This is a genomic window from Bacillus seohaeanensis, from assembly GCF_042684945.1.
Taxonomy (GTDB): domain Bacteria; phylum Bacillota; class Bacilli; order Bacillales; family Bacillaceae_B; genus Rossellomorea; species Rossellomorea seohaeanensis.
The window spans coordinates 1-25,607 of record NZ_JBHUMF010000005.1; the positions used below are offsets into that span (position 1 = coordinate 1).

Annotated in this window: 28 protein-coding genes; 9 read left to right on the forward strand and 19 right to left on the reverse strand. The window is 37.6% G+C overall.

Features of this window, described 5'->3' with window-relative positions; genetic code table 11:
* Positions 1 to 108: 108 nt before the first annotated feature.
* From ACFSUL_RS02300 to spoIIM, 7 genes are all read right to left on the reverse strand, one after another.
* Positions 109 to 1,413: a pyrimidine-nucleoside phosphorylase gene (locus ACFSUL_RS02300; RefSeq protein ID WP_377932338.1), complete on the reverse strand. Its 1,305-nt coding sequence runs from the start codon at positions 1,411 to 1,413 to the stop codon at positions 109 to 111.
* A gap of 22 nt (positions 1,414 to 1,435) precedes the next feature.
* Entirely contained in the window at positions 1,436 to 2,251 is an 816-nt protein-coding gene (locus ACFSUL_RS02305) for a purine-nucleoside phosphorylase (protein ID WP_377932340.1), read from the reverse strand.
* A 27-nt stretch (positions 2,252 to 2,278) separates the two neighbouring features.
* Positions 2,279 to 3,466 carry a phosphopentomutase gene (gene deoB / locus ACFSUL_RS02310; RefSeq protein ID WP_377932342.1) on the reverse strand — a complete coding sequence of 396 codons (1,188 nt, stop codon included), beginning with the start codon at positions 3,464 to 3,466 and terminating at the stop codon, positions 2,279 to 2,281.
* A gap of 279 nt (positions 3,467 to 3,745) precedes the next feature.
* Complete coding sequence (gene xerD, locus ACFSUL_RS02315; RefSeq protein WP_377932344.1) at positions 3,746 to 4,639, reverse strand: site-specific tyrosine recombinase XerD; 894 nt, start codon at positions 4,637 to 4,639, stop codon at positions 3,746 to 3,748.
* Positions 4,640 to 4,645: 6 nt separating this feature from the next.
* On the reverse strand, positions 4,646 to 4,873 hold the full coding sequence (locus ACFSUL_RS02320; protein WP_071411422.1) for a YqzK family protein: 228 nt from the start codon (positions 4,871 to 4,873) through the stop codon (positions 4,646 to 4,648).
* A gap of 344 nt (positions 4,874 to 5,217) precedes the next feature.
* Positions 5,218 to 5,679 carry a ferric iron uptake transcriptional regulator gene (gene fur / locus ACFSUL_RS02325; RefSeq protein ID WP_071411421.1) on the reverse strand — a complete coding sequence of 154 codons (462 nt, stop codon included), beginning with the start codon at positions 5,677 to 5,679 and terminating at the stop codon, positions 5,218 to 5,220.
* Between the two features lie 109 nt (positions 5,680 to 5,788).
* Positions 5,789 to 6,445 carry a stage II sporulation protein M gene (gene spoIIM, locus ACFSUL_RS02330; protein WP_377932347.1) on the reverse strand — a complete coding sequence of 219 codons (657 nt, stop codon included), beginning with the start codon at positions 6,443 to 6,445 and terminating at the stop codon, positions 5,789 to 5,791.
* Between the two features lie 198 nt (positions 6,446 to 6,643).
* Here spoIIM and ACFSUL_RS02335 point away from each other — a divergent pair, with 198 nt between their 5' ends.
* Positions 6,644 to 7,219: a GNAT family N-acetyltransferase gene (locus ACFSUL_RS02335; RefSeq protein WP_377932349.1), complete on the forward strand. Its 576-nt coding sequence runs from the start codon at positions 6,644 to 6,646 to the stop codon at positions 7,217 to 7,219.
* 27 nt (positions 7,220 to 7,246) lie between these two features.
* On the opposite strand, the gene ACFSUL_RS02340 is transcribed toward ACFSUL_RS02335, so the two are convergent.
* Both ACFSUL_RS02340 and ACFSUL_RS02345 read right to left on the reverse strand, forming a co-directional pair.
* Entirely contained in the window at positions 7,247 to 8,407 is a 1,161-nt protein-coding gene (locus ACFSUL_RS02340; protein ID WP_377932351.1) for an endonuclease Q family protein, read from the reverse strand.
* Positions 8,404 to 8,958 (reverse strand): NUDIX domain-containing protein, encoded by a 555-nt coding sequence (locus ACFSUL_RS02345; RefSeq protein ID WP_377932353.1) that lies wholly within the window; start codon positions 8,956 to 8,958, stop codon positions 8,404 to 8,406. Before ACFSUL_RS02345 ends, ACFSUL_RS02340 begins: the two co-directional genes overlap by 4 nt.
* A gap of 82 nt (positions 8,959 to 9,040) precedes the next feature.
* Between ACFSUL_RS02345 and mciZ the strand changes: the two genes are divergently transcribed.
* Positions 9,041 to 9,172 carry a Z-ring formation inhibitor MciZ gene (gene mciZ, locus ACFSUL_RS02350; RefSeq protein ID WP_071411416.1) on the forward strand — a complete coding sequence of 44 codons (132 nt, stop codon included), beginning with the start codon at positions 9,041 to 9,043 and terminating at the stop codon, positions 9,170 to 9,172.
* Between the two features lie 144 nt (positions 9,173 to 9,316).
* Positions 9,317 to 10,240, forward strand: coding sequence for an aldo/keto reductase (locus ACFSUL_RS02355; protein ID WP_377932355.1), 924 nt, complete (start codon positions 9,317 to 9,319; stop codon positions 10,238 to 10,240).
* A gap of 216 nt (positions 10,241 to 10,456) precedes the next feature.
* Here ACFSUL_RS02355 and ACFSUL_RS02360 read toward each other — a convergent pair whose 3' ends face one another.
* The 5 genes from ACFSUL_RS02360 to ACFSUL_RS02380 all read right to left on the reverse strand — a co-directional run bounded on the left by ACFSUL_RS02360 (position 10,457) and on the right by ACFSUL_RS02380 (position 13,952).
* Complete coding sequence (locus ACFSUL_RS02360; protein WP_377932357.1) at positions 10,457 to 10,987, reverse strand: GrpB family protein; 531 nt, start codon at positions 10,985 to 10,987, stop codon at positions 10,457 to 10,459.
* The gene (locus ACFSUL_RS02365) at positions 10,987 to 11,217 is read right to left on the reverse strand and encodes a YqkE family protein (RefSeq protein WP_071411413.1); all 231 of its coding nucleotides are present in this window, start codon (positions 11,215 to 11,217) and stop codon (positions 10,987 to 10,989) included. The genes ACFSUL_RS02360 and ACFSUL_RS02365 overlap by 1 nt, the downstream gene beginning before the upstream one ends.
* A 159-nt stretch (positions 11,218 to 11,376) precedes the next feature.
* Positions 11,377 to 12,039 carry a CoA transferase subunit B gene (locus ACFSUL_RS02370; protein ID WP_071411412.1) on the reverse strand — a complete coding sequence of 221 codons (663 nt, stop codon included), beginning with the start codon at positions 12,037 to 12,039 and terminating at the stop codon, positions 11,377 to 11,379.
* A gap of 15 nt (positions 12,040 to 12,054) precedes the next feature.
* A complete protein-coding gene (locus ACFSUL_RS02375) occupies positions 12,055 to 12,747 on the reverse strand; it encodes a CoA transferase subunit A (RefSeq protein WP_071411411.1) in 693 nt (230 codons plus the stop codon).
* Between the two features lie 17 nt (positions 12,748 to 12,764).
* Positions 12,765 to 13,952 (reverse strand): acetyl-CoA C-acetyltransferase, encoded by a 1,188-nt coding sequence (locus ACFSUL_RS02380; protein WP_071411410.1) that lies wholly within the window; start codon positions 13,950 to 13,952, stop codon positions 12,765 to 12,767.
* Positions 13,953 to 14,285: 333 nt separating this feature from the next.
* Between ACFSUL_RS02380 and ACFSUL_RS02385 the strand changes: the two genes are divergently transcribed.
* The 3 genes from ACFSUL_RS02385 to ACFSUL_RS02395 all read left to right on the forward strand — a co-directional run bounded on the left by ACFSUL_RS02385 (position 14,286) and on the right by ACFSUL_RS02395 (position 16,443).
* On the forward strand, positions 14,286 to 15,185 hold the full coding sequence (locus tag ACFSUL_RS02385) for a hydroxymethylglutaryl-CoA lyase (protein WP_377932361.1): 900 nt from the start codon (positions 14,286 to 14,288) through the stop codon (positions 15,183 to 15,185).
* An 84-nt stretch (positions 15,186 to 15,269) separates the two neighbouring features.
* Complete coding sequence (locus ACFSUL_RS02390) at positions 15,270 to 15,401, forward strand: hypothetical protein (protein ID WP_377932363.1); 132 nt, start codon at positions 15,270 to 15,272, stop codon at positions 15,399 to 15,401.
* Positions 15,402 to 15,519: 118 nt separating this feature from the next.
* Positions 15,520 to 16,443: an alpha/beta hydrolase gene (locus ACFSUL_RS02395; protein ID WP_377932365.1), complete on the forward strand. Its 924-nt coding sequence runs from the start codon at positions 15,520 to 15,522 to the stop codon at positions 16,441 to 16,443.
* Between the two features lie 18 nt (positions 16,444 to 16,461).
* On the opposite strand, the gene ACFSUL_RS02400 is transcribed toward ACFSUL_RS02395, so the two are convergent.
* Positions 16,462 to 16,803: an iron-sulfur cluster biosynthesis family protein gene (locus tag ACFSUL_RS02400; protein ID WP_071411407.1), complete on the reverse strand. Its 342-nt coding sequence runs from the start codon at positions 16,801 to 16,803 to the stop codon at positions 16,462 to 16,464.
* 210 nt (positions 16,804 to 17,013) lie between these two features.
* On the opposite strand from ACFSUL_RS02400, the gene ACFSUL_RS02405 reads away from it, so the two are divergent.
* A complete protein-coding gene (locus ACFSUL_RS02405) occupies positions 17,014 to 17,229 on the forward strand; it encodes a CDGSH iron-sulfur domain-containing protein (protein WP_071411406.1) in 216 nt (71 codons plus the stop codon).
* 426 nt (positions 17,230 to 17,655) lie between these two features.
* On the opposite strand, the gene ACFSUL_RS02410 is transcribed toward ACFSUL_RS02405, so the two are convergent.
* Positions 17,656 to 18,450, reverse strand: coding sequence for an SDR family NAD(P)-dependent oxidoreductase (locus tag ACFSUL_RS02410; protein ID WP_071411405.1), 795 nt, complete (start codon positions 18,448 to 18,450; stop codon positions 17,656 to 17,658).
* Positions 18,451 to 18,463: 13 nt separating this feature from the next.
* Positions 18,464 to 19,426, reverse strand: coding sequence for an MBL fold metallo-hydrolase (locus ACFSUL_RS02415; RefSeq protein ID WP_071411404.1), 963 nt, complete (start codon positions 19,424 to 19,426; stop codon positions 18,464 to 18,466).
* 516 nt (positions 19,427 to 19,942) lie between these two features.
* Here ACFSUL_RS02415 and proC point away from each other — a divergent pair.
* Positions 19,943 to 20,779, forward strand: coding sequence for a pyrroline-5-carboxylate reductase (gene proC / locus ACFSUL_RS02420; RefSeq protein ID WP_377932368.1), 837 nt, complete (start codon positions 19,943 to 19,945; stop codon positions 20,777 to 20,779).
* A 111-nt stretch (positions 20,780 to 20,890) separates the two neighbouring features.
* Positions 20,891 to 21,913 (forward strand): NADPH dehydrogenase NamA, encoded by a 1,023-nt coding sequence (gene namA / locus ACFSUL_RS02425; protein WP_377932370.1) that lies wholly within the window; start codon positions 20,891 to 20,893, stop codon positions 21,911 to 21,913.
* A 91-nt stretch (positions 21,914 to 22,004) separates the two neighbouring features.
* Here namA and ACFSUL_RS02430 read toward each other — a convergent pair whose 3' ends face one another.
* Complete coding sequence (locus tag ACFSUL_RS02430; RefSeq protein WP_377932372.1) at positions 22,005 to 24,212, reverse strand: FUSC family protein; 2,208 nt, start codon at positions 24,210 to 24,212, stop codon at positions 22,005 to 22,007.
* A gap of 214 nt (positions 24,213 to 24,426) precedes the next feature.
* Positions 24,427 to 25,350, reverse strand: coding sequence for a ribonuclease Z (gene rnz / locus ACFSUL_RS02435; RefSeq protein WP_071411400.1), 924 nt, complete (start codon positions 25,348 to 25,350; stop codon positions 24,427 to 24,429).
* Positions 25,351 to 25,607: the final 257 nt, after the last annotated feature.

Sequence of the window (25,607 nt, forward strand, 5' to 3'; positions counted from 1 at the left end):
ACGAGGGAATTCTATCGAGATTTTTATGTTTTGTCTATTGCCAAGATTGTTTTTCAACAGTATGAACAAACGCTGCTTTTTTTAGCAGCGTTTGTTTTTTATTTGGCATTACTCGGTTATTTCCCCATGGATTAACGTTGGTACTTCCACCTTTTCTGTCGAGAGTTTCATACTTTCATAAAGCTTTTCTTTCACTTGCTCAATATTCTCGCTATTACTATGAATTGTTACAAGCGATTCACCTTTTGTTACAAAATCTCCAATTTTCTTACGGAGTTCTAGACCAACTGCAAGGTCGATTTCCGATTCTTTTGTCGCTCTACCTGCTCCAAGCCACATAGCAGCAGTTCCAATTGCGTCGGCGATAATTTCAGAAACATAGCCGTCTTGTTTTGCTTCAAGTTCAAATTTATAGGAAGCTTGTGGTAATTTTTCAGGAGTATCTACAATAGAAGAATCCCCACCTTGTGATTGAAGGAACACTTTAAAGGCTTCTAATGCGGTACCATCACCAATTGCTTTTTGTAGCAATGACCTTGCTTCCTCTAGTGAAGATGCTTTCTCTGCAAGAAATACCATATGACTTCCTAGTGTAAGGCAAAGCTCTGTTAAGTCTTCTGGACCTTCTCCACGAAGCGTGTCTATTGCTTCCTTTACTTCTAAAGCATTTCCGATTGCAAAGCCTAGTGGCTGACTCATATCGGAAATGACAGCCATTGTTTTTCTTCCTACATTATTTCCGATATTCACCATTGCTTTTGCTAGCGCTTTGGAATCCTCTAACGTTTTCATAAAAGCACCTGCACCTGTTTTTACATCTAACACGATTGCATCAGCACCTGCCGCAATCTTCTTGCTCATAATAGAGCTAGCAATAAGAGGAATACTGTTTACCGTTGCTGTTACATCCCGCAATGAATATAGCTTTTTATCAGCAGGAGTTAAATTTCCACTTTGACCGATGACAGCAAGCTTATTCTTGTTTACTAAATCGATAAACTGTTTATTTTCAATTTCCACGTGAAAACCTGATACAGCCTCTAACTTGTCGATTGTTCCACCTGTATGACCAAGTCCGCGTCCACTCATTTTCGCTACCGGAACACCCACTGCTGCAACTAAAGGACCGAGTACCAGTGTAGTCGTATCACCAACTCCACCTGTTGAGTGTTTGTCAACTTTGATTCCTTTAATTTCTGATAGGTCAATCTGATCGCCAGATTCCACCATACTCATCGTAAGATCTGCGCGTTCTTTTTCACTCATATCTTGGAAAAAGATTGCCATTGTTAATGCACTAATTTGATAATCAGGAATTGACCCTTCCGTATACCCTTCGATAATAAACTTAATTTCCTCTGTTGTTAATTCTTTTCCATCTCGTTTTTTTTCAATCAAATCAACCATTCTCATGTTACTCGTCTGTCCCCTTCCCTTAAACAGATTTTACTATTTCTTTTACATAGGACAAGAAATTCGCACGAACTTTTTCAGTAGTCTCTATTACTTCATCATGGGTAAGTGGCTGATCTAAAATTCCAGCTGCCATATTAGAAATACAAGAAATCCCTAAAACTTTCAAACCTGCATGACGTGCTACCATAACTTCCGGCACCGTCGACATTCCGACTGCATCTCCGCCGAGCGTACGCACTAAACGAACCTCCGCAGGTGTTTCATAAGCTGGTCCTGTATTTCCTACATATACACCTTCTTTAATATTTAGCGATAAGCTATCCGCTATTTCCTTCGCTTTTTGTGTTAACTCTTTACTGTACGCCTCTGACATGTCTGGGAATCTTTCTCCAAGACGGGAATCATTCGGTCCAATTAATGGGTTTCCTCCCATATTGTTTATGTGATCAGTAATAATCATCAAGTCCCCAGGATTGAATGACTCATTTACACCACCAGCTGCATTTGTAACAATCAATATTTCTACACCCAGCTCTTTCATTACTCGAACAGGAAAAGTAACTTGGTCAAAACTGTAGCCTTCGTAATAATGAAAACGCCCTTGCATAGCCACTACTTCTTGACCTGCGAGTTGACCGAACACTAATTGCCCCGCGTGCCCCGCAACAGTTGACACAGGAAAATCTGGTATTTCACTATAGGGAATTTTAACCGGATTTTGAATTTCATCTGCTAACACGCCGAGCCCAGAACCTAAGATTAACCCGATTTTTGGTGAAGCTGTGTATTTGCTTTTTAAATATTTACTTGAGCTTTCAATCATTTCGTAATTCATTCTTCAAACTCCTTTAGTTCTACATTGTTATGATTTAAGATCTGCCAAAAAGCTTTTTCCATGTTTAGGCATTTTTACATTGAAGTTGTCCGCAACCGTTGCTCCGATATCAGCGAATGTTTCTCTTAACGGTAATTCAGTTCCTTTATCAAATCGTTTTGTATAAACAAGTAATGGTACATATTCCCTCGTATGATCTGTCCCATGGTGAACTGGGTCATTACCATGATCAGCAGTAATAATAAGTAAATCATCTTCCGTCATTTTTTCGATAACTTCTGACATACGCGCATCAAATTCTTCCAACGCTTCTCCATATCCTTGAGGATCACGACGATGTCCGAATAAAGCATCAAAGTCAACAAGGTTTAAAAAGCTTAAGCCTGTAAAGGTTCGATCCATTGTCTCAATAAACTTATCCATGCCATCCATATTAGACTTCGTACGCAGTGCATCCGTTACACCTTCACCATTATAAATATCGGATATTTTCCCAATTGCAATAACGTCATAACCTGAATCCTTTAGTTCATTCATAACCGTTCTGTCAAATGGTTTTAATGCGTAATCATGACGGTTAGACGTACGCTTAAAACTTCCTGGTTTTCCGACAAATGGTCGTGCAATGACACGTCCGACAAGATATTTTTCTTCCATTGTTATTTCTCTGGCAATTTCACAAATCTTGTACTGTTCTTCAATTGGTATAATATCCTCATGTGCAGCAATTTGAAGTACAGGATCCGCTGATGTATAAACAATCAGTGCTCCAGTTTTCATATGTTCTTCCCCAAGTTCCTCGATTATTGCTGTGCCACTTGCGGGTTTATTACCAATAATTTCCCTTCCTGTTCTTTCTTCCAATTCCTTCACTAGTTCTTCTGGAAAACCTTCTGGATAGACTTTGAAAGGTTTATCAATATTCAGACCCATAATCTCCCAATGCCCTGTCATTGTATCTTTTCCTACTGAAGCTTCTTGCATTTTCGTATAAAAAGCTGATGGAGAAGCTTGCTTTTCAATACCTTTTATTTCTTTAATATTTGACAGACCCATTTTGGCTAAGTTTGGCATGCTTAAGCCATTCATATGCTCCGCGATATGCCCTAATGTATCTGCTCCTTTATCATTAAATTTTTCAGCGTCAGGAGATTCTCCGATACCGACGGAGTCCATTACAATTAAATGTACCCTTTTATATGTATTGTTGCTCATGACATTTCCTCCTACCGTAGTATAATTTCATAAAATATCTAGTTCCACCTCGAGGTCAAATGACGCTTTCCCTTTCCGCTTAAGCGCTTCCAATGTATCTACAAGCTATCATACCCTTTTCGTTTTTTGATAACCACTTTCATAGTACGTCAGAAGTCTGACCTTTACATTTTATCGCTATCTACTCTAAAAAAACAAGAGAGAGCTAAAAAGAATCACAAAATTCTTTTTAGCTCTCTCCATTTAATCAATATATCACTCTATTAAAGTTAAATATACTTACGCTCTTGGATGATACTTGGAGTATACATCCTTTAATCTCGTTTTCGTAACATGTGTGTATATCTGCGTTGTCGAGATATCTGCATGTCCAAGCATCTCCTGTACCGCCCTTAAATCAGCACCATTTTCTAACAGATGCGTTGCAAATGAGTGTCTAAGGGTATGTGGTGTCAAATCCTTTTCGATATTTGCTTTCTTCGATAATGCCTTTAAAATCTTCCAAAATCCTTGCCTTGATAAGCCTTTACCATGATGATTTAAAAATAAACTTTCATCTCGGTGTTTTGAAGACCGCAGCTGAGGTCGCCCCTCCTCCAAGTACTTTTGAAGTATATTCATAGCTGTTTGTCCAATCGGAATGATTCGCTCCTTGTTCCCTTTTCCAATACATCGAACAAACCCCATTGTTAAATGTACATCTTCTACTTTTAACGTAATCAATTCACTAACACGAATACCTGTCGCGTATAAGATTTCTAACATTGCTTTTTCCCGAAGTCCCAGTGGAGTACCCTCATCAGGAGCTTCCATTAATGCTTCTACTTCCGCTAAACTTAGCACCTTAGGTAAGGAACGCTCCGTTTTAGGTGTTTCGATGTGTACGGTTGGATCTTGTTCAACCGTTTTTTCCCTTAATAAAAATTGGTGAAATGAACGTATCGATGCGACATGTCGGGCAATCGTTTTACTTGACTTGCCTTGGTTTTTCAAATGACCGAGAAACCCAACAATATTTCCTCTTGTTACCTCACTAAATGTCGAAATCCCTTCTACCTTTTGAAGATATTTACTATAGTTTTTAAGATCTCTTTGGTAGGATTCAAGTGTATTTTTTGCTAATCCTTTTTCAACTAATAAGAAATGCATGTAATCTTGTATATTATCTTCCAAAATGCATTACTCCCCGTTCATATAAAAAAATAATAATCGATCATACCAGCTGTTTTCTTTTTCCGTGACAGAAGAGGATACCTTAATAGCAGCACCTTCCGGCTTGTCATATCGATGGTAGTTTTCATATTCTTCATTAATCCACATAATACCATAATAAAAAAGAACCGTTGAACCAGTAAACAAAATAAATACCTTTATCGTGTGCCATATAGCTGTTATACCATTTTTCATGATTATACGCTCCTTAACGTTAAAGCCTCTCTGTATTCTTCTTAATACAAGCTATGACGTTTTTGAGCGGTTTTATACCAATTCTTGTGCAATTATTTAAAAATATGTAAGCATTGAGTCTATAACGCTGTTTTTTTCGTAAAGTTTGTTGTTTGTGGGCAAGGAACCGTTCCTTTCCGCTGCAGCGCTTGCCTTCTACTCTAATCCAATCTGCACTTTCAACTGTTGTTAAAAATAACAACCGTTTAAAAAACTGCCAAATAAAAAAACTGCCATGAGAAAATAAGAAATCTGACAAACTTCACGTAAAGCGTCATACTATCCCTTATTTAGGCAGCTCTAATTTATACCTCTTCTGTTGATTCACTTTTACCATGACATCGATAGCATATACCATGAAATGTCAAACGGTGGTCTTTTATTTTAAATTTCCAATCACGCTCTACAATCATTTCAACATCTTCTAATAAGTCATCTTGGATTTCATCCACTGCGCCACACTCAATGCAGACAAGATGGTGATGAAAATGGGCAGCACCTTCCTGACGAAGATCATAGCGTGACACACCGTCACCAAAATTAATTTTGTCAACAATTTTCAACTCGGTCAATAACTCTAGTGTTCTATAAACAGTAGCCAAACCAATTTCCGGAGACTTTTCCTTAACGAGGAGGTATACATCTTCGGCACTTAAATGGTCTTCTTCATTCTCAAGCAGTACTCTTACCGTTGCTTCACGTTGTGGTGTAAGCTTATAACTTGCCGAGTGCAGCTGCTTTTTTATTCTATCTATACGGCTTTCCATAATCCATTCCCTCCCTCGTCATGTCCTTATTATTATAACAAAAAGGGAGGAATAAGCAAAATAAAATTATTATAAACTAGAGATTATAATTGTTATTTATTAATAATAATTATTTATTTATATTTGTAATCACTACCTCCATTAAGCTTGGGGATAAATATGCTTCAATACTTGCAGCAACAGTCACAATTCCAATAGCTATAACGAGAAAAAGAATATACCTTGAAAACAATGGAAGCATTTGAAACGGAACAGCTGAACTTTGTCTCATAAAAATTTTTCGTATTAACGTTATAGAAAAACTAGCACTAAGAGTCCCAATAAAAATGAATGCCGGAATAATTACAATATTTTGTGGTAATACACTTACAAATGAAAGTAAAAAGCCATCCCAGCCCATCTGATTCACTAAGAACCCTACAGAAAACCCGACTACTACCCCTTTTAAAAACAGTAGGATAAAAATAAGCGGCAGACCAATAATAGATATCCCCAACACCCATATAAACCCTAAATACTTCACGTTATGTAGAAAACTTTGTTTAAATAATTCTTCTGCTGATGCTAGACGACCATCTTCAAGTTCTCCGAAAAACTTTCCTAAATAAAAATATAAATCTTCCTTTTGCGTGAAAGAAAGTGAATTAACAACAACTGCCCCAAAGATAACTCCCATCAGAAAAAGAGTAATAATAAACAGATAAATAGAGGAATGTGCTTGTACATGTTGGATGATTGGATTTGAACCGGATATTTTTTTACGCATCACTAGTGCCTCCTCTTAATAATTCAGACTGACTTCTCTCCCTCTGACGATCAGCCGTACGGTTAGATTACTAGATTCTATGTTGCTAGTTTCCTTAATATGACTCGTCTCTTAAATATAAAAAATAGTTTTACTATTGAAACAACACCGGATAAAAGTTATACTATTTTAAATATTCTAAAACAGAAGGTGAAAATGATGAAGAAACCTACTCTACTGAATTTCCCGGAGAAAATTGAATCGGAGAGGTTATATATTAGACCATGCCTTCCTGGCGATGGAAAAATTGTTCATGAGGCAATTGTCAGATCGAAAGAACAATTAAAAATGTGGCTACCTTTTGCCAAAGAGGAGCGAACAGTCGATGAAGTAGAAGACGGAATCCGCCAGTCATACGCAGAGTTTATTAAAAGAACCGATTTCCGCCTACACATTTTTTTGAAAGAGACAGATGAGTTCATCGGCTCTACCGGTTTCCACCGAGTCGACTGGGAAATACCAAAAGTGGAAATCGGATATTGGCTTGATACCCGCCATACACGAAAGGGATATATGAGAGAAGTTGTCCAAACTCTAACTACCTTCGCTTTTGATACATTACAAGTCAACAGAGTGGAAATTCGATGTGATGAGAAGAATATAGCTTCACGTAGGATTCCAGAAAAACTAGGCTATGTTCTAGAAGGGACTCTCAGAAATGACGATGTCAGCGTTAGTGGCCCAGAGCTTAGGAATACTTGTATCTATGCAGTTATCCCAAGTGATTGGAAATAAAAATCCGAGTCTAATTGACTCGGACTTTTACTTTACCTTACCATACTTTCCACCGCCACCAGCTTCAATCAAAAGCTCTCCATTTCTTGCCCGAATAATATTCTCCGCGAGCTTTTCAGGAAGGATTTCTTTCAATTCCTCTATTGTCACATGATGCAAAATATTCATTTCAGTTTTAAAACGAGCTAGCAGTTTAGTCATCGTTTTCGGTCCGAGCCCACCGATATACTCTAGTGGTACTTGAGGAATATAAGGAGGCCTTTTCACCTTTTCTCTATTGCCTGAGAGTTCCTTTATGCGATGTCTAACCCCGCGAATCGTTTTGTGAGAGCCACAAAACCTACAAATTTTTTCATCATTTTCAAGCTTTCCTCCGCAATCCTTGCATGTTGTGTCATAGTATTTTCCTAAAAGCGGATTTAGACCATAGTTCGTCTTTATTTTCCGCCCATATTTCCCTTTCAGTGCGAGCTTGATCTCAGAAAAATTTGGTTGTTCCATTTCAACTGCCTGATACTCTCTTGCCATTTTTTGCAGTGAATGCGCATCAGAATTTGTAACAAACGAATATTGCTTTAACTCTTCGATGCCACTTGCCATTTCTGTATTTGCGCTTAACCCAAGTTCGATTCCATCAATTAATTCCGGGTCTAACACTTCTGTTAAACTATTTTTCACACCTTTCCCGTATAAACTTTTAAACGGGGTAAACACATGAGCAGCAATAAAAAGTCCTTCTAACTCTTTTACTTTTTGTTGAAGCGTAATGCTACTACAATAAATCCTTTGTGTGCTTAGATGAATGTTAGTTACATGTTGACTCAGCCATCCTGAAAAGGTTTTTAGCTTATGTAAACTTGGAAAATAAGCTAAAACGTGGATTGGTCCTTGACTATCCGCATTATATAATTCGATTTCAGAACCTGGAATTAGTACAGTCCCATCCCTATGCCGGAAACCACCTTTTTCTAATTCCTCTATTTCGCCAACCTCTATAAGGTTTTCAATTTCCTCTATCACTTCAGGGGAATGACAGTCAATTATCCCTATTACATCTAATCCCTTTGGTTCATTGGAATAGATAAGAATATTTTCTAAAGTTAAGTTTTTTGATCCTGTAATTTTTACTGCCCGACCTTTGTACGTTCTCCCAATATGAACATGGAGGTCAACAAAATAGGTATTCATTTTCCACCCTGCCCCGCTTGTAATTGTAAGTATTGAATAGCGTAGGCCGTTTTCGCATCATAAATTCGTTGCTTTTTCATAAGCTGAATTGCCTCCTCTATTGTTATCTCGATCAATTCTACAAACTCATCCTCATCAGCAGCTTTGGCGTTTTCTAAAACATATAGCCCCTTTGCAAAATAAATATGTACAAGTTCATCCGCAAAGCCAGGTGAAGTATAGAAAGAAATAATGTGGTCAAGCTGTTTGCAACCATAACCTGTTTCTTCTTCCAATTCTCTTTTAGCGGTCACGCTCGGCTCCTCTCCTGCCTCTAGTTTTCCTGCTGGAATTTCAATAATCGATTTTTCCAACGCTTTACGGTATTGTTCCACCATCACAATTTTCCCTTCATCTGTTAAAGCAATGACCGCTACCGCTCCCGGGTGTTTGATCAATTCTCTTTTCGATGTATTCCCGTCTGGAAGCTCCACCTCATCTACTTGCAAATTAATAATTTTACCTTTATACAACGTTTCCGAACTAATTGTCTTTTCTTCAAATTTTTTCATAATAAACACGCTCCTGTTCTATTATCCCTTTACCTTCATACATTTTAGCATATCTACATTCTTAAGTAGGGTGGGGGTCTATTTGAAAATTATTTTGCAAGAAAACAAAGTTGTACTGGTCGGTAAGAGTTGGGAGATTAGAAGAAAGCTGAAAGAATATGGGAATAAATACGAAACGGTTGCTGAGTGGTTGAAAGTCACTAATAAAGAGTAAGAACAAAATTTTGTTTTCTTCTTGCTTCTTTCGTTAAAATAATGATTAAGAGAACTGTCTATTTTTATTATTATCAGTTCTCCTATTAAATTATCCGCATATTACTATTCTTTATTTGAATGATAGCGAAAGGACGGAGAAGCAATGGAAAAAAGACAGATTGGAAATTCAGATTTATTTGTATCCAAAATGGGACTAGGATGCATGTCACTCGGTACAGATGAAAATAGCGCAAAAGAAATTGTTAATTATGCTCTTCAAGAGGGAGTAAATTATTTTGATACGGCCGACTTATACGATTTCGGTACAAATGAGGAAATTGTCGGGAAAGCATTAAAACATGTGCGGGGAGACGTTATTATTGCAACAAAGGCTGGCAACCGCTGGAATGACACGAAAGACAGCTGGCACTGGGATCCTTCTAAAAAATATATAAAACAGGCCGTTAAGAACAGCTTGAGCCGCCTACAAACAGATTATATCGATTTATATCAGCTTCACGGAGGGACAATAGAAGATCCAACAGAAGAAACAATTGAAGCCTTTGATGAACTAGTTAAGGAAGGGTGTATCCGCTATTATGGTATTTCTTCTATTCGGCCAAATGTTATCAAAAAATTTGCTGAAAAGTCTTCTATTCAAAGCGTCATGATGCAATATAGCTTGCTCGACCGCCGTCCAGAGGAGTGGATGCCTCTATTAAGAGAACATAATATAAGCGTTGTAACGAGAGGTCCAGTAGCCAAGGGACTTTTGACAAAAAAAATGCTAGAAAAAGCATCCATTAAAATAAAAGAAAACGGATATCTTCACTACACATACAGCGAGTTAGAGGATACCCTTTCTACGATCCATGAAAAGTTATCCAGCAATAGAGAAATGAATGAGCTTGCTCTTCAATTTAACCTCGCTCATGAAGCTGTCGCTGCTGTTATTCCTGGCTCTAGTTCCGTTCAACAACTAAAGGAAAATATTGAAGCCGTCAATAAACCAACGCTTTCGGAACAAGAATACCAACTATTAAAGCAGGTGACAAAACAATCTAATTACGAACAACATCGTATCTAAAGAACAAAAGCAGAAGCGTCTTGAACAGCCTAAAGGCTGCATAAGATGAGCATCCCGGAAAGGTGTTCTTTGCCTTTTTGAGATGCTTCGCTTATGACCTTGAAGGGTTAGACGCTGGAGCTAGATGTAAACCACTTTCATTTTTGCGTTATCCATATGCCAATATTTTATCATTTTCTGGTTAACAAGGAAAAAGCGAGAAAAGGGCTCCGTACCCTACCTTTCTCGCTTTTTTGATGTATACCAGTTCAAAGCAACCTTCTCTAGTTCTTTTACAAAAGAATCTTTTCCATCAATATAGGCTTCAATATCCATTGGATGTTTTTCCGCCAATTCCTGTTTTATTTTGCTGTACTCTGCAGCTTCCTGTGAGTGGTTACGCAAATAATCTCGAAAAGCAATGTGTCTTATCACATTATCGCTCCCTGTTGGGAAAATATGAACATGAGTTAATCTATTTCCACTTTCATCTAACTTATAGAAAAACCTTCGATTAGTGATTCCATTTTCTCCTTTACTAACATATCCGTTCTCACTGAACTCCTGGTTTTTTGAATCAATATCTGTGAGTGATAAAACTTCTACTAGAATATCAATGATTGGTTTCGCTGCCACCCCTTCGACAGAGGTTGAGCCGATATGGTGGATGATAGCATTAGTAGGGAGGATTTTCTCCAAAATTTCTTTCTCGTCTAAAAACCTCCGTATCCAGGCCCTGTCATAATCCTTTATTTCTACTTTTCTCATTAATCTTTGTACTCTTCCCAGTTCATATTGCTTTCATTTAAAAGTTCTTCAAACGATTTATTTTTTTCTCGCTCTTTTCTTTCCTTAATCTTTTGCTGTCTTTCCTCTTCCTTTTTCTTCTCTTCTACTTTTTCTAACTCTTTTTTCTTATTCTTTAATTGTTCAAACACGTTGGTATCAATAGAATCCTTTAATGTTAATTCTTTCTCCTGCTGTTTTCTCTTTTTCATATTTTCCCCTCCTAAATGACAATTACCTAGCCATACAATTTATTTTGATAGAATCAAGCTATCTTTATTTTATAATACTTATCCGTTCTCTCGTCAAAAAAAGGGATTATCTACAAGAAATAATCCTTGCAGATAATACCCTTTGTCTATTATCAACTTTTAAAATGCATTAAGTTTAACATCTTCCGGAATAATCAATTCTGGCTCTGTTGAAGCTTGAATTTCTTCCGCAGTAAAGCCCTCCGCTACTTCCTTTAACAATAACCCCTTATCCGTTACGTCGATAACAGCCCTATCCGTTATAATGCGGTCTACTACTCTTTCTCCTGTCAGGGGTAGGCTGCATTTTTTAAGAATCTTGCTTTCATCATTTTTATTGACATGCTCCATAATGACGATAATCTTCTGGGCACCATGAACAAGATCCATCGCTCCACCCATACCTTTAATCATTTTTCCCGGAATCATCCAATTTGCCAAGTCTCCATTCTCCGAAACTTCCATTCCACCTAATATAGCAACATTGATATGCCCCCCACGAATCATCGCAAAGGATTCCGCACTGTTAAAGTAGGCTGAACCAGGTATTGCCGTTACTGTTTCTTTGCCTGCATTAATTAAATCTGCATCAACTTCCTCTTCTGACGGATAAGGCCCTATCCCAAGAAGTCCGTTTTCAGATTGCAAAACTACCTTTTTATTATCCGATATATAATTAGCAACTAATGTTGGCATCCCTATTCCTAGGTTTACGTAGTGACCATCTTCTATTTCCTTCTCTGCTCTTTTTGCAATTTTTTCTCTCATTGCTGCACGATCCATTATTCCACTCCCCTTCTATGCTTTTTTAACTGTTCTTCTTTCAATTCGTTTCTCTTGTTCTGCTCTAATTAGCTTTTGTACGTAAATGCTTGGAGTATGAATTTCATTTGGAGAAAGCTCTCCCGTTTCATGTAATTCCTCCACTTCCGCTATCGTTACCTTACCTGCCGCTGCAATAATAGGGTTAAAGTTCTGGGCAGTTTTGTTATAAATCAAGTTCCCCATCTTATCTGCTTTCCAGGCACGCACAAAGGAGAAATCCGCTGTGTATGCTTCCTCTAGCAAATATTTTTTCCCATTAAAAACTCTTGTTTCCTTCCCTTCTGCGATTGGTGTTCCAACTCCAGCTGGCGTATAGAAAGCTGGGATTCCAGCACCGCCAGCACGAATTTTTTCCGCTAGCGTTCCTTGAGGTACTAACTCTACCTCAATTTCCCCCGAGAGCACTTGTCTTTCAAACTCTTTATTTTCACCAACATAAGAACCTATCATCTTTTTGATTTGTTTGTTTTTCAGTAATAATCCCAATCCCCAATCATCTACGCCGCAGTTGTTAGAGATAATAGTTAAACCCTTTACTCCTTTATCTACTAAAGCTAAAATTAATTTTTCTGGAATCCCGCATAGTCCGAATCCTCCAACCATCAAAGTAGCACCATCTTGAATTTCTGCTACTGCATCTTCGAATGAAGAATAAAGTTGTTTCATTATAATTCCTCCTTTTTCTAGTTATCTAGTTCTACTACTGTTGCAACACCTTGACCTCCACCGATGCATAGAGTAGCTAAACCTGTTTGGACATTACGCTTTTTCATTTCGTGAATTAATGTAACGAGAATTCTTGTACCACTTGCTCCAATTGGATGCCCAAGCGCAATTGCCCCACCGTTAACATTCAATACATCACGATTAAATTGCAATTCTTTATCAACAGCCAATGATTGAGCTGCAAATGCTTCGTTTGCTTCGATGAGTCCAAATTGATCTATTGACAAATCCGTCTTTTCTAATACTTTTTTAACGGCTGCCACGGGACCAATCCCCATCACACTTGGGTCAACTCCGGCATTTGCATTTCCTTTTATGCTTACTAAGGGAGTAATTCCAAGCTCTACTGCTTTTGCTTTGGACATTACTACAACGGCTGCTGCCCCATCATTAATTCCGGAAGCATTCCCGGCTGTTACGCTTCCATCCTTTTTAAAAGCTGGACGAAGCCCTGATAATTTTTTAGCTGTTGATTCTTTTCTAGGAAATTCATCTGTATCGAAAACAATCGGGGAGCCTTTACGCTGAGGAACCTCAACCGGAACAATCTCCTCTTTAAATCTTCCTTCCGTAATAGCAGCGACTGCTTTTTGTTGGCTATCCGCTGCAAACTCGTCTTGCTCTTCACGAGTAATATTATAGCGTTCGCAAAGATTTTCGGCGGTCATTCCCATGTGATAATCATTGAACGCACACCACAATCCGTCTGATATCATACTATCAACAACTTTTTGATCCCCCATCTTATATCCATTACGAGCGTTTTTTAAAAGATATGGAGCTTGACTCATATTTTCCATTCCACCTGCAACGATAATGTCTGCATCCCCAGCAAGGATTGCCTGTGTTGCAAGATGAACCGTTTTTAATCCGGAACCGCACACTTTATTTATTGTCATCGATGGTACATTTTTGGGTAGGCCTGCTTTCATTGCTGCTTGACGAGCGGGATTCTGACCAAGTCCTGCTTGTAGGACATTCCCCATAATTACCTCGTCTACCTCTTCTGGCTTTACTCCTGATTTTTGAAGTGCCTCTTTAATTACAACAGCACCAAGGTCAGGGGCAGAAATATCTTTTAATGAACCATTAAAATTTCCGATAGCAGTACGTACAGCACTGACAATTACTACTTCCTTCGACACTTTTCTTCCTCCTCTAAGCTGTTAGCAGTCGGTTTTTCCGAGTTGCATTCGCCTTCTACTTATTTGCGAAGATCCTACTAAGGTTTACTAGTATTTCTTCACATATTAAAAACTACATCATGTTATTTCATTCGATGTAAGCGTTTAAATCCCTCTAAATTTGTCAAAAAACTTTTAGTTGATTTTAAGTTCGGAATATTTTTACAATAGATACTAGAAGGTCTATTTATCACGTACACACTTTCGCTACATAGAAAAACAAATTAGCCAGCATGATTAATTTTTAAAATAAGTATTCATTTACGCTGATAGATGAAATGAGGGGGAAAAAGAATGAATTTACCAGAACAAGCAATGATTATTGAAGTCGGCCCAAGAGATGGGTTACAAAACGAAAAAAGCTTTGTACCGACAGAAATAAAAAAAGAGTTTATTGGACAATTAAAAAAAGCCGGCATTAAAGAAATGGAGTTAACTTCTTTTGTCTCACCAAAATGGGTTCCACAAATGAAAGATGCAAGTGAGGTTGTAGAGGCTTCCTTAGGCGGTGGCAGAGACATTGTCCTTGCCCCTAATAAGAAGGGAATCCAGCGGGTCTATGGAACAAGTTGCAAAGCAGTAGCAGTATTTGTAGGAGTTAGTTCTACGTTCAACAAGAAAAATATTAACAAGACGACAGAAGAGGCAGTAACGGATTTGGAGCCTATTATTAGTGAGCTGAAAGAAAAGAATTACTTCGTACGTGCTTGTATTTCTACCGCATTTTATTGTCCGTATGAAGGAAAAATAAACCCAGAATCTACTGTGTCTCTTTGTCAAAGATTTGTCGGAATGGGTGTCGATGAGTTAAGTGTAGCAGATACTATCGGAATGGCTAATCCTAAAAATTCATTTGAACTTTTTTCAAAATTAAAGTCTTCACTTGGTGAAGTTCTCTTGACGGCTCATTTTCATGATACAAGAAAAATGGCTCTAGCTAATATTTTGGCTAGCTTACAGGCAGGAGTGGACAGATTCGATGCATCTGCTGGTGGGTTAGGAGGCTGCCCATTTGCTCCCGGTGCCACTGGAAATGTTGCTACCGAAGATGTTGTGTATATGCTGGAAAATATGGGAGTTTCCACTGGGATAAATTTAGACGAGCTTGTATCCGCTATCGATATAGTGAAACCTCATGTAACGAGGACTATTGAGACAGGATACTATCGTTTAGCACATGCGATTGAACAGTAAATCCTATTCCCCTCCTGAAACATGAATAGTCCTTAACTTCTTGTACAAACTAAAATTGTGATACAGGATAAGGAGCTGAAACGTATGAGCCAAAAACGCGAAAAAGGCTATAGCCAAAAGGGAAAGCCTAATGCAGATACAGTTAAAAATACAATTGCTGCAGAGGAACTAGAAAAGGCGATTCATCCTACAAGAAGACAAAATTCAGAACAGTAAACAATTGTTTACACTATGATCACCCAATTATAAGTTGGGTGATTTATTTTTTCCAAGTAATTTTTTCTTTCCTTTTAATGGTAGAATAAAATAGATTCTATTTCTGAGGTGATTTTTAATGAAAAAATGGTTTACTGTCGTTGGTGGTGCTGCTGTCGCTACAGTAGGTCTCGGATACTATATCACTAGTCGTTTTATGTATATGCGAAAAAAAGAGGATAGTTTGATTTTACAGCGAGAGACAGAAGCACTACGTTTTAATCTAGAGGAGTATTCAGCTCTTCCTAAGCAAGAAATAATGCTTCGTTCCCCTTATGGTTATGACATTAAAACAATATTTATCACCGCTAATCCAGGTAAGAAATATATGATTTTCTGTCATGGGGTAACGGAAAATAAATTTAACTCAATAAAGTATATGAATTTGTTTTTGAAAAGAGGATTTAACGCGGTTATTTATGATCACCGCCGTCACGGGGAATCCGGTGGAAAAACTACAAGTTATGGTTACTTTGAAAAGAATGATTTAAAGGTCGTCGTTGATGAATTAATTCGCCTCGTGGGAGACGATGTCTTTTTTGGAATTCACGGAGAATCAATGGGAGCGTCCACTCTTTTGCTTTATGCAGGTAGTGTCGAGGACAGAGCAGATTTTTACATTGCTGATTGCCCTTTTTCTGATTTCGGCGAGCAGTTAGCCTATCGAATGGGGATTGAACTCAAAATACCGGCAGATTGGCTTTTACCGCTTGCTAATACCACATTAAAGTTTCGTGAAGGCTACACGTTAAAAGATATATCGCCTATATCTGTAGTAAAAAATATTCAAAAACCTGTGTTATTTATTCATAGTAGTGAAGATACCTTTATCCCTCCCGAAATGACACAAAAGTTATATAGAAAAAAACAAGGTCCTAAAGAACTGTACATAGATTTTAAAGGATCGCATGCCCAATCCTATAACTTCAATCCTAAACAATATGAACAGGTAATAGACCAGTTTCTTACTAATTTTGTTTATGTAAAGGAACCTGTTTTATGACTTATAAGCGAGAGTCCATCAACTCTCGCTTACTTTTGGATATAAAATAAAATTCATTCTTCCATTTAATATCTGTGCCGGACTCTTCAGTTGAAAAGAATTAGCCGTTTTAGAAAAGTCCACTTTTAATTGTTTATCGAGAAATACTGTTTTTGATTTTTCGATTAAAATTGGCATTAGGTTGGTTTCTATTGTTAGTTCGTCTATTCCTTCTGGCTGAAGAATATACCACAGAGTAGGAATCCCACTCATTACACAACCACAGCCGTCTATATCATACTTCAGCTTTAGGTATCCTTCTTTCCCATCTATTTTTTCATTTATCTTTTTTATTGCCTCATCTGTAAAAGTAATATGCATTTTCTTTCCCCCTCCCTTCTATCCTAACATAGAATAGCAATACTAGCCTTTGCACCGCTCTGTTCTACTAATATTTCCCCGTAAATTCAAAGGCTGTTTGAAATATAGTATAATCATTCTTTATTGAGTAATTGCTTTTTTGTTTTTTTCCCCTTACTATCATAAAGGGGAATCTCTGGAATTTTTATTTTTGTAGAAAGGATGGTTTTCATGACGAAAGCTCAAATTAAAGTGAATGACAATGGGTCTCTTAAGGTAACAGGCGATGTGGAAGTAATCGATGCAGACGGGAATGTCTTCCCAACTAAGAGTGTATTTTCTCTCTGTCGCTGTGGTCTATCAAATAAAATGCCCTTTTGCGACGCTTCCCATAAAGGGAAATTTGAATCCTGTGTACGAGCTGAAAAAGTTTTAAACGAAGAATAAATCTACTTACGAAATAACTGAAGCTAGAGGTGGCTAGATTAGCCCCTCCTATACCTATAAAATTTCAACAAGTACGTTGCATGCACTTTTGAAGATGAGGGACAAGTACCAACATATAATCATTTTTAGAGGTGGAATATGGAAAAATAAGTAATAAAAAAGATGATCCAGCAATGTTTTTTGCAATATTAGCATGGATTAGATACCGTTCCGTTAGGTGATAAAGATTACGAGTGGTTTTATGATGAGATTACAAAAAAGTAAGTAGGGGAAAATATAAAAATCCATGAGGTTATAGAGGACATTGTTTATGAACTTCTAGTCGGATAAATTGTCATACAAGCTATCTATTCCTCCCTGAAGCTAAGAAAAAGCTTTACCCTATCATGGAGTAAAGCTCGTGAATAAAGCAAGAATTAGACTTCACTATTTTTTATAAAATGCATTTTTTCCTAGCCTTTCAACAATCCTTGGTGCGAGTTGATAAATAGCACTGCCAAAATTCATCCAACGAGGTAAGTTGACCTCTCTCTTCCTCGTGAAAAGGGCGTCAATGACTTTAACAGCGACACGCTCTGGGTCCAGCATGAATTTTTCTACATTTTTCACATAGCTTCCTGATTTATCAGCAATTGAAAAGAAATTAGTTGCGATGGGTCCAGGATTAACAGATGTTACATAAACTCCCGATTGACTAGCCTCCATTCGTAAACTGTTCGTAAATCCTAAAACAGCATGCTTAGAGGCAGCATAGGCACTAGATTTCGGCGTTGCCAACTTTCCTGCTTGCGAAGCAATATTCACAATATGCCCTGACCGTCTTTCTCTCATATGGGGGAGAACCTGTTGCGTACATGCAACTAAACCAAGAACATTCACATCGAACATTCCTTTAATATCTTCAAACCGTGCCTCGTGAGCCTCATCAAATACGCCATATCCCGCATTATTGATTAAAACATCAATACTTTGAAACTCTTCTAGAATACTTGAGAAAACCTTGGGGACCTTTTCAAATTCTGATACATCAAGACGGTATGTTTCTACTTTCACTTGGAATTGACGAGATATCTTCTCTTTTAAAGCTTCAAGACGCTCTGCACTTCTAGCAATCAAAGCTAAGTTGCCTCCATTTTCGGCAACACGGAGAGCCATTTTTTCCCCTATTCCCCCTGAAGCTCCTGTAATAATGACATTTTTATTATTAATTTTAGCGTTCATGTTCCACCTCGGTCTAACAAGAATAATAATAGATTCCGTTTCTTTCTATTTTACTCACTCTATTCTGTGATTCCAAATAATCAAGCTGACCGAGTGTTTCCGACAGTGTTAATACAAGCTCCTTCTTGTAAACAGAGGGAAATAATTTTTGGCAGACCTCGAAAATCGTCATTTCTTTTCCCTCTAAAAACTGCTGAACTTTCTGCGCTCTTTCTTCTTGTTTTTCTAATCTTTTTGGGATTAATGAATGAACATCATGTACTTCATCCCCATGGCCTGTATACGCTATCGAAATAGGATAGTCCAAAAGCTTCTTAAGAGAGTCATTATATTGAAGAAGTGGCTTTGTTCGTTCCACCCCCTCTTCAAAACTAGGTTCAAGAAGCGGATTAGGAGAAATGTGGGCTAATACATGGTCTCCAGCCAAAAGCGTGCCATCTTTTTCCCTCCAAAAAGATAAATGACTTTGGGCATGTCCAAGCGTTTCGATAACTCTCCAATCCTCTAACCCAGGAATTCTCTCTCCTTCTGTCAGTTCAACATCGAGTTTTCTTTGACACATATAGTCTAAGGTAGATATTAGTCCTGGTATGTGTGTTAAAAACTTCTTCGGAATTCCCGCTTCAATAAATCTGTTCGTATAAAATTGCCTATAAACAGTATCAAAACGTTCATTACGATCAAGCCAATGTTTATTATAAGGATGACCGTAGACTGTAATATCATTCGTAAATCGATCTAATAATCCTGCATGATCTGGATGATGATGTGTCAAAATAATTTGTTCAATGTCATTTGGTGTATACCCGAACGTTTTTAACTCCCTTTTCAATTGTTCCCAAGCCGTATCCGTTAATGGTCCTGCATCAATTAAAGAAAGAGCATCTCCTTTTACTAAATAAACATTTACATCCCCAACCGGAAATGGCGTGGATAATGTTATTTTTGCTAAACCTTTAAAAGTGTTAAGAATCATTTTATTCACCGCAATCCCTTAAAAATGAATAGTGCTTCATTTTCATTTTACATTTTTTCCTTCAATTTGTCATTTTAAATGAAATTTTCTGAAAAAAAGCTTGACAGACTACCTCTTTATTTAAGATAATCACGAATAATATAGTTAGAAAAATAGCAAGTTGGGATATATATAAATCGATGATAAAGGATTAGTACATAACAGATGATGCAAGAGAGTGAAGTTCGAGTAGGCTGGAAGGCTTCATCATCCTCTCTGTTATCGAACCTGCCTTTTGAGTGTCAGAAAAAGCTGAACGTCTCCTCGCGTTAACGGGGAAATCAAGTGTGTCTGCAGATGCTTTTTTGCGGATAAATCAAGGTGGTACCACGGAAGCAAACCTTTCGTCCTTTTACAGGATGAAAGGTTTTTTTCGTGCAAGAATGATGGGAATTTGAAAAGTGGAAGCGACTTGCTTAGATGTGCCATTGACCTCGAGCCTCTAGTCGCTGAAACTAGACAAAAGGAGGAGCTTTAATGAAAACATTGTTTTTCGGTGCAGGTTCAATGGCTAGTTCTATCATCTCTGGGGCCCTTGCTTCTAACTTCCTAAAGAAAGAAGAAATAACTGTAACTAATCGTTCAAATCAACAGAAACTTCATGAATTAACAAACAAATTAGGTGTGAGTAGCTCATACGATACGAAAGCATTATTGCAGGACTGTGATGTTATCATTCTAGCGGTAAAGCCAAAGGATTGTCTTGATGTACTAAGTAAAATAAAAGGATTCATTTCTCCTCAGTGCTTCATCATATCTGTACTAGCTGGTATCTCCTTAGCTACTATTGAGGAGGCACTAAATTGGAAAGGCTCACTAGCCCGTGCAATGCCAAATACGAGTGCTTCAGTTGGGAAGTCTGCCACAGCAATCTCTTTTAACAATGTAGCAACCGACCAAGAAAGGGAATGGACACTTGGGTTATTTAATTCAATAGGAATTACGTCCATTACCGAAGAAAATCAACTGGATTTAATAACAGCCTTATCTGGAAGCGGACCAGCATACATTTATTACGTCGCGGAAATACTTGAATCAGCAGCTGTTGATATTGGTCTTAATAAAAAGTTAGCAAAAGAATTTATTATTCAAACAATTGTCGGGGCTGGAGAAATGTTAAAACATACTGGATTGGAAGCAGAAGAACTAAGGAAAGATGTCACAAGTCAAGGTGGTACAACAGAAGCTGGAATTAAAGCACTACAACAACATGAAGTAGAGCAAGCGTTTTATGACTGTATAGAAAGTGCAAAAAACCGGTCGGAAGAGTTAAGAGAAGAGATTGGAAGAATTATGCAAAAACAGTCCTACTAACCAATAAAAAAAGAACAAAAAAGCAGAATACTTTTTATCCAAACAACCAATTGATATAATCAGACTGTATTTAGCAACACGAAATATTTATACAAAGGAGCAATGAAAAAGATGAGTAAAAGAAAGCTTTTCGAACCGTACAAAATAAAAGATATAACGTTGAAAAATCGTATTGTTATGGCTCCTATGTGCATGTATTCCTGCCATAATGAAGATGGAAAAGTAGAAAATTGGCATCGGACACATTATACAAGCCGTGCTGTTGGTGGGGTCGGCCTAATCATTCTTGAAGCAACTGCCGTCACCCCACAAGGAAGAATTTCCCCGCAAGACTTAGGAATTTGGAGTGATGAACATGTAGAAGGACTGGCAGAGCTAGTTACGCTCATGAAAGAACAAGGAGCAAAAACTGGAATCCAACTGGCTCATGCAGGTCGTAAAGCAGTACTTGAAGGTGACATTATTGCCCCTTCAGCGATTCCTTTTAATGAAGACATGAAAACACCTCTTGAAATGACAGATAATGATATTCAAGAAACAATACAAGCGTTTATAAAAGGAGCTGAAAGGGCAAAGAAAGCGGGATTCGATGTTATTGAAATACACGGAGCACATGGCTATTTAATCAATGAATTCTTATCTCCTCTTTCTAACCGTCGCACCGACAGCTACGGTGGCTCAAAAGAAAATCGTTATCGGTTCTTAAAAGAAGTAATCGAAGGAATAAAAACAGTATGGGAAGGCCCTCTCTTTGTGCGTGTATCTGCCGAAGACTATAATGAAGACGGACTTCATGCAGAAGATTATGCAGAATATGGTGCATGGATGAAGGAACAGGGAGTTGATCTTATTGATGTCAGTTCTGGAGCAGTAGTTCCTGCTAGAATCCCTGTTTTTCCAGGGTATCAAGTGAAGCTATCTGAAACGATAAAATATGGGGCAAGCATCCCGACAGGAGCAGTCGGACTAATTACAAGTGGGATTCAAGCAGAAGAGATTTTGCAAAATGAACGTGCAGATCTTATTTTACTTGCGCGTGAATTACTTCGCGATCCATACTGGCCACGAACAGCTGCTAAAGAGCTTCGTACAGAAATTGAATCACCAAAGCAGTATGAAAGAGGATGGAGATAATAAAATGGAGCGTATTTCCCCTTAATATGGATGCTTAAAAACTAATACTTTGCAATCCATCAACTTTAACAAAAACGACTGACCTTAAAGCTTACTGTTTTTGGGTCAGCCGTTCCTTTACTTCTTTCCCTCCTAGATCCACTCCTAGGGTTACAATAGATTGATTTATTCTCCATACGTAATAAAGATGGTGAATCAAATCAAGATGGGATTGATTCCTACTCGGAGTAAGTCTTTCAATTTTTTCTCGCTCATCAATTAAGCTGTATAATTTGCCCTCACGTTCTTTTTCTGTAATAAGTGTTCTTAACAAATTGATATTATGCTCTAACTTTTCTTCCATTTGTTCGAATACTTTTACTAAATCTGCAGGATAGTCAAAGTTTTTCCTGTACGAAGAAGCGACTAAATGTTTGGAATAATAATTAATTGCCGTAAAAATGGTTATCCACCGCGCGATTCCTGAATGACTAAGTCCTCCAGGTCTATTAACAAGTGAGTAGGCTTCATCCTTTATCGATTGAAGTTTAAGGTCCATCGCAAACGCTTTGTCCGCAAGTCCCTTTACATCGATATCTTCTCTAAAGCTTCTTACATAATCTGTTACATAAGGCAGCAATTCTACTAGAAATTCATCAAGCGTGTCTGCGACTTTATCTTTTGTTTTCTTTGGAAAAATGACCGCTGAAACTAAAAGAGCAATAGCTGCACCGGCTATAGTATCGATTACTCTAGCACCTAGCAGAGTGAAGGTTATTCCGCCAAGTAAAATGTCATACATAAATGCGATTAACATTGTGATAAATAGGCTCATTAATGTATAGGATACTGCAAACAAGTAAAACGAAAGAAAGACTACTAAAAATATAAGAACAACTTCCATTACAGCATGATCAGAAACAAGCTTTGCCACCAGAAATCCAATTGCCGCCCCTAAAATAGTTCCAAAAGACCGATCAAATGCTTTCGTATACGTCCTGCCAACGGATGCCGTTCCAAGCAATACAATAAATGTTGTAAGAAGTACCCAATATGGTTGGGTAGGGGATATTATCTGACCAACAATTACCGCTAAAGTACTTGCAACTAAAGCCTGAAAAGCCTTTTTGGTGGACTGTTTTACCCCTTTCTCCTCTTCCTTTTTCTCTTCTGAATCCGATTCTTCCTTCTCTTCTGTGGCGATTTTTTTGGTACGGTCTTCCTCTAGCTCTTTTATAGGAAGAGATTTTTGAATTTCCATTGCTGCTTCAATTATATGATTAGCAATAGACTCAATCCTCCTAATTAAATAAATCCATCCTTTTGGCTGTTCATCTCTACTCAACAAATCCGCAAGCACCAAACGAAGAGCCTGAACTGCTTTTTCTGTTTCTTCTAAGTACTGTTTTTCGTAACCTTGAGAGAGCACCTCCACATTTCGTAAAGACTGAACAACCCATACAAGCAATCGTTTTAGTTCTTCTATTTCAAATGCCTCCGCCTTTTTCAACCGGCTTACAGAGTCTGTCAAAGTCTCTACAAGCATTTCCGCATCAAAAACATACAACCGTACTTGAGAAGTTTCAAGTCCTGGCCACACCTTTTTTACATCATGCGCATTCAAATCACCCGAAACGGTTCTGGCATATTCGCTGGTCTTTCGAACATTTTTCTCTAGGTTTTTCATTCGTTTTTGATTAAATTCAGGATCTTCAATAACTTTTATTAAAATATTAAAAGTTAAATTTGTTTGAATATGAAAAGAACGCATGCTTCTTTTTAAAATATGAGCGGAGTCTTTAAAAAGAATAAAGTTATAAAGAAACGCATAGAAAATTCCGAAAGCGATTCCCATGTAAAACCATGGCAGCTGATTGGTAGATAAGTTTAATACGGAAGAAATATAAACTGTCATAAATCCAATCATAGAAAGGGAAAAATATCTTATACCGAATCGAGTAAAATAAAATGCACTAAATGTAATCAAAATCATTAAGGTATCAATATAATAGGCATTTCCCGCTAATAGGGAACCAATACTAATTCCAACCATTGCGGAGATTCCCAATAAAAGCGTAGTGATTTTTTTTTTCCTCTCTGTCTCGTCCATAACATTCATAATACCGAGCATTCCAGCCATTCCCGAAACGATAGCAGGAGTAATCGTATCCTGTCCGACCATCTTTAAAATAAATAGTGTAGTAAAAATGGCGGAGATTAAACTAAGGGTGGCTTTCCCTGCTTGCTGTAACCTTTTTCGACCAGGATCAGAAGCCACCAGCCTTCCAAGCCAGTGATGTCTAATATGTAAATGTTTCATCTTATCAACAACCTTATGCTAGTAACTTCTATATATTTGTACCCAAGTAGGTTCTATTTCAACCTATTTTTTCAATTAGAATCTTTTACGACAAAGCGTTCATTCATTATAACGAGGAAAAATACTCAAGAGAAATTGTTTGCTCATAGTAGAGAAGTCTTTCAAGAAAAAAGAGCCCCTTAGCTCTTTTTTCATTATTTTTTCCTCAACTAGCTTATTTATTTGGTATCTCCACTTCCAATAAATCTTCAGCTATATAACTATTCTCAAAAATTCCCCGTGCCTCTTCTTGCAGCTCCTTCCAGCTTTCTTTCCCAAACCTAGAACTTATATGTGTAAGATAAAGCATTGCTACTCCAGCTTGCTTTGCTACTTCAGCAGCCTGCTCGGTTGTCGAATGATAGTAGTCATGTGCCATCTTTGCTTGTCCTCTATTAAATGTCGCCTCATGAACAAGTAGATTAGCTGATTTTCCAAGTTCAATAGCTTCTTGACATGGGCGCGTATCTCCAAGTATCGTGACGACTCTCCCTTTAATATTTGGTCCCAGAAATTCCTTGCCATGCAGGACGGTTCCATTTTCGAGTGTCACACTCTCACCATTTTTCAATTTTTTATATAATGGCCCCGGTGAAATCCCTCTTTCTTTTAATCGATCTACCTGCAACTTACCATGCTTATCTTTTTCCACTACTCGATAACCTAATGTAGGAAGGGCATGATCTAATTTTTTGGCTATGACAAGGAAATACTCGTCCTCAAACACAACACCTTCTTCAATTTCTCTAATGTCAAGTGGGTACTGTAGATGGGTACCGCTTACCGATAAAGATACATCAATAAATTCTTTAATTCCTTTTGGACCGTATACCGTCAGTAATGAATCCCCGCCTTGAAACGATCTACTCCCCAATAAACCCGGTAGTCCGTATATATGATCACCGTGTAAATGAGTAATAAAGATTTTTTCAATTCTTCGTGGTTTCAATGATGTATGTAAAATTTGGTGCTGTGTAGCTTCTCCACAATCAAAAAGCCATACAGTACCTCTTTCCTCTAATAATTTTAAGGCAATGCTTGTTACATTTCGTAGCTTTGCTGGAACACCTGCACCCGTCCCTAAAAACAACAATTCCAAAGCAGTCACTCCTGTCATCAATAAAATGTGCTTCTATCATAGCATAATATCTACAAAAGATGCCTTTCTCCTATATGTCCAATATTTTAGAGTAGAGAAATGGTTATAAGATTTAAAAATAAAGCCATCATAAGCATGAAGATACTTTGTTAGAAAAATTCATCAGCATATAATTTGCTTATTACTTCTAGAATCTTTAAAATTATATAATTGTACAGGATACATTTTTATGAAACAATTTTTAAACCAAAAGCAAT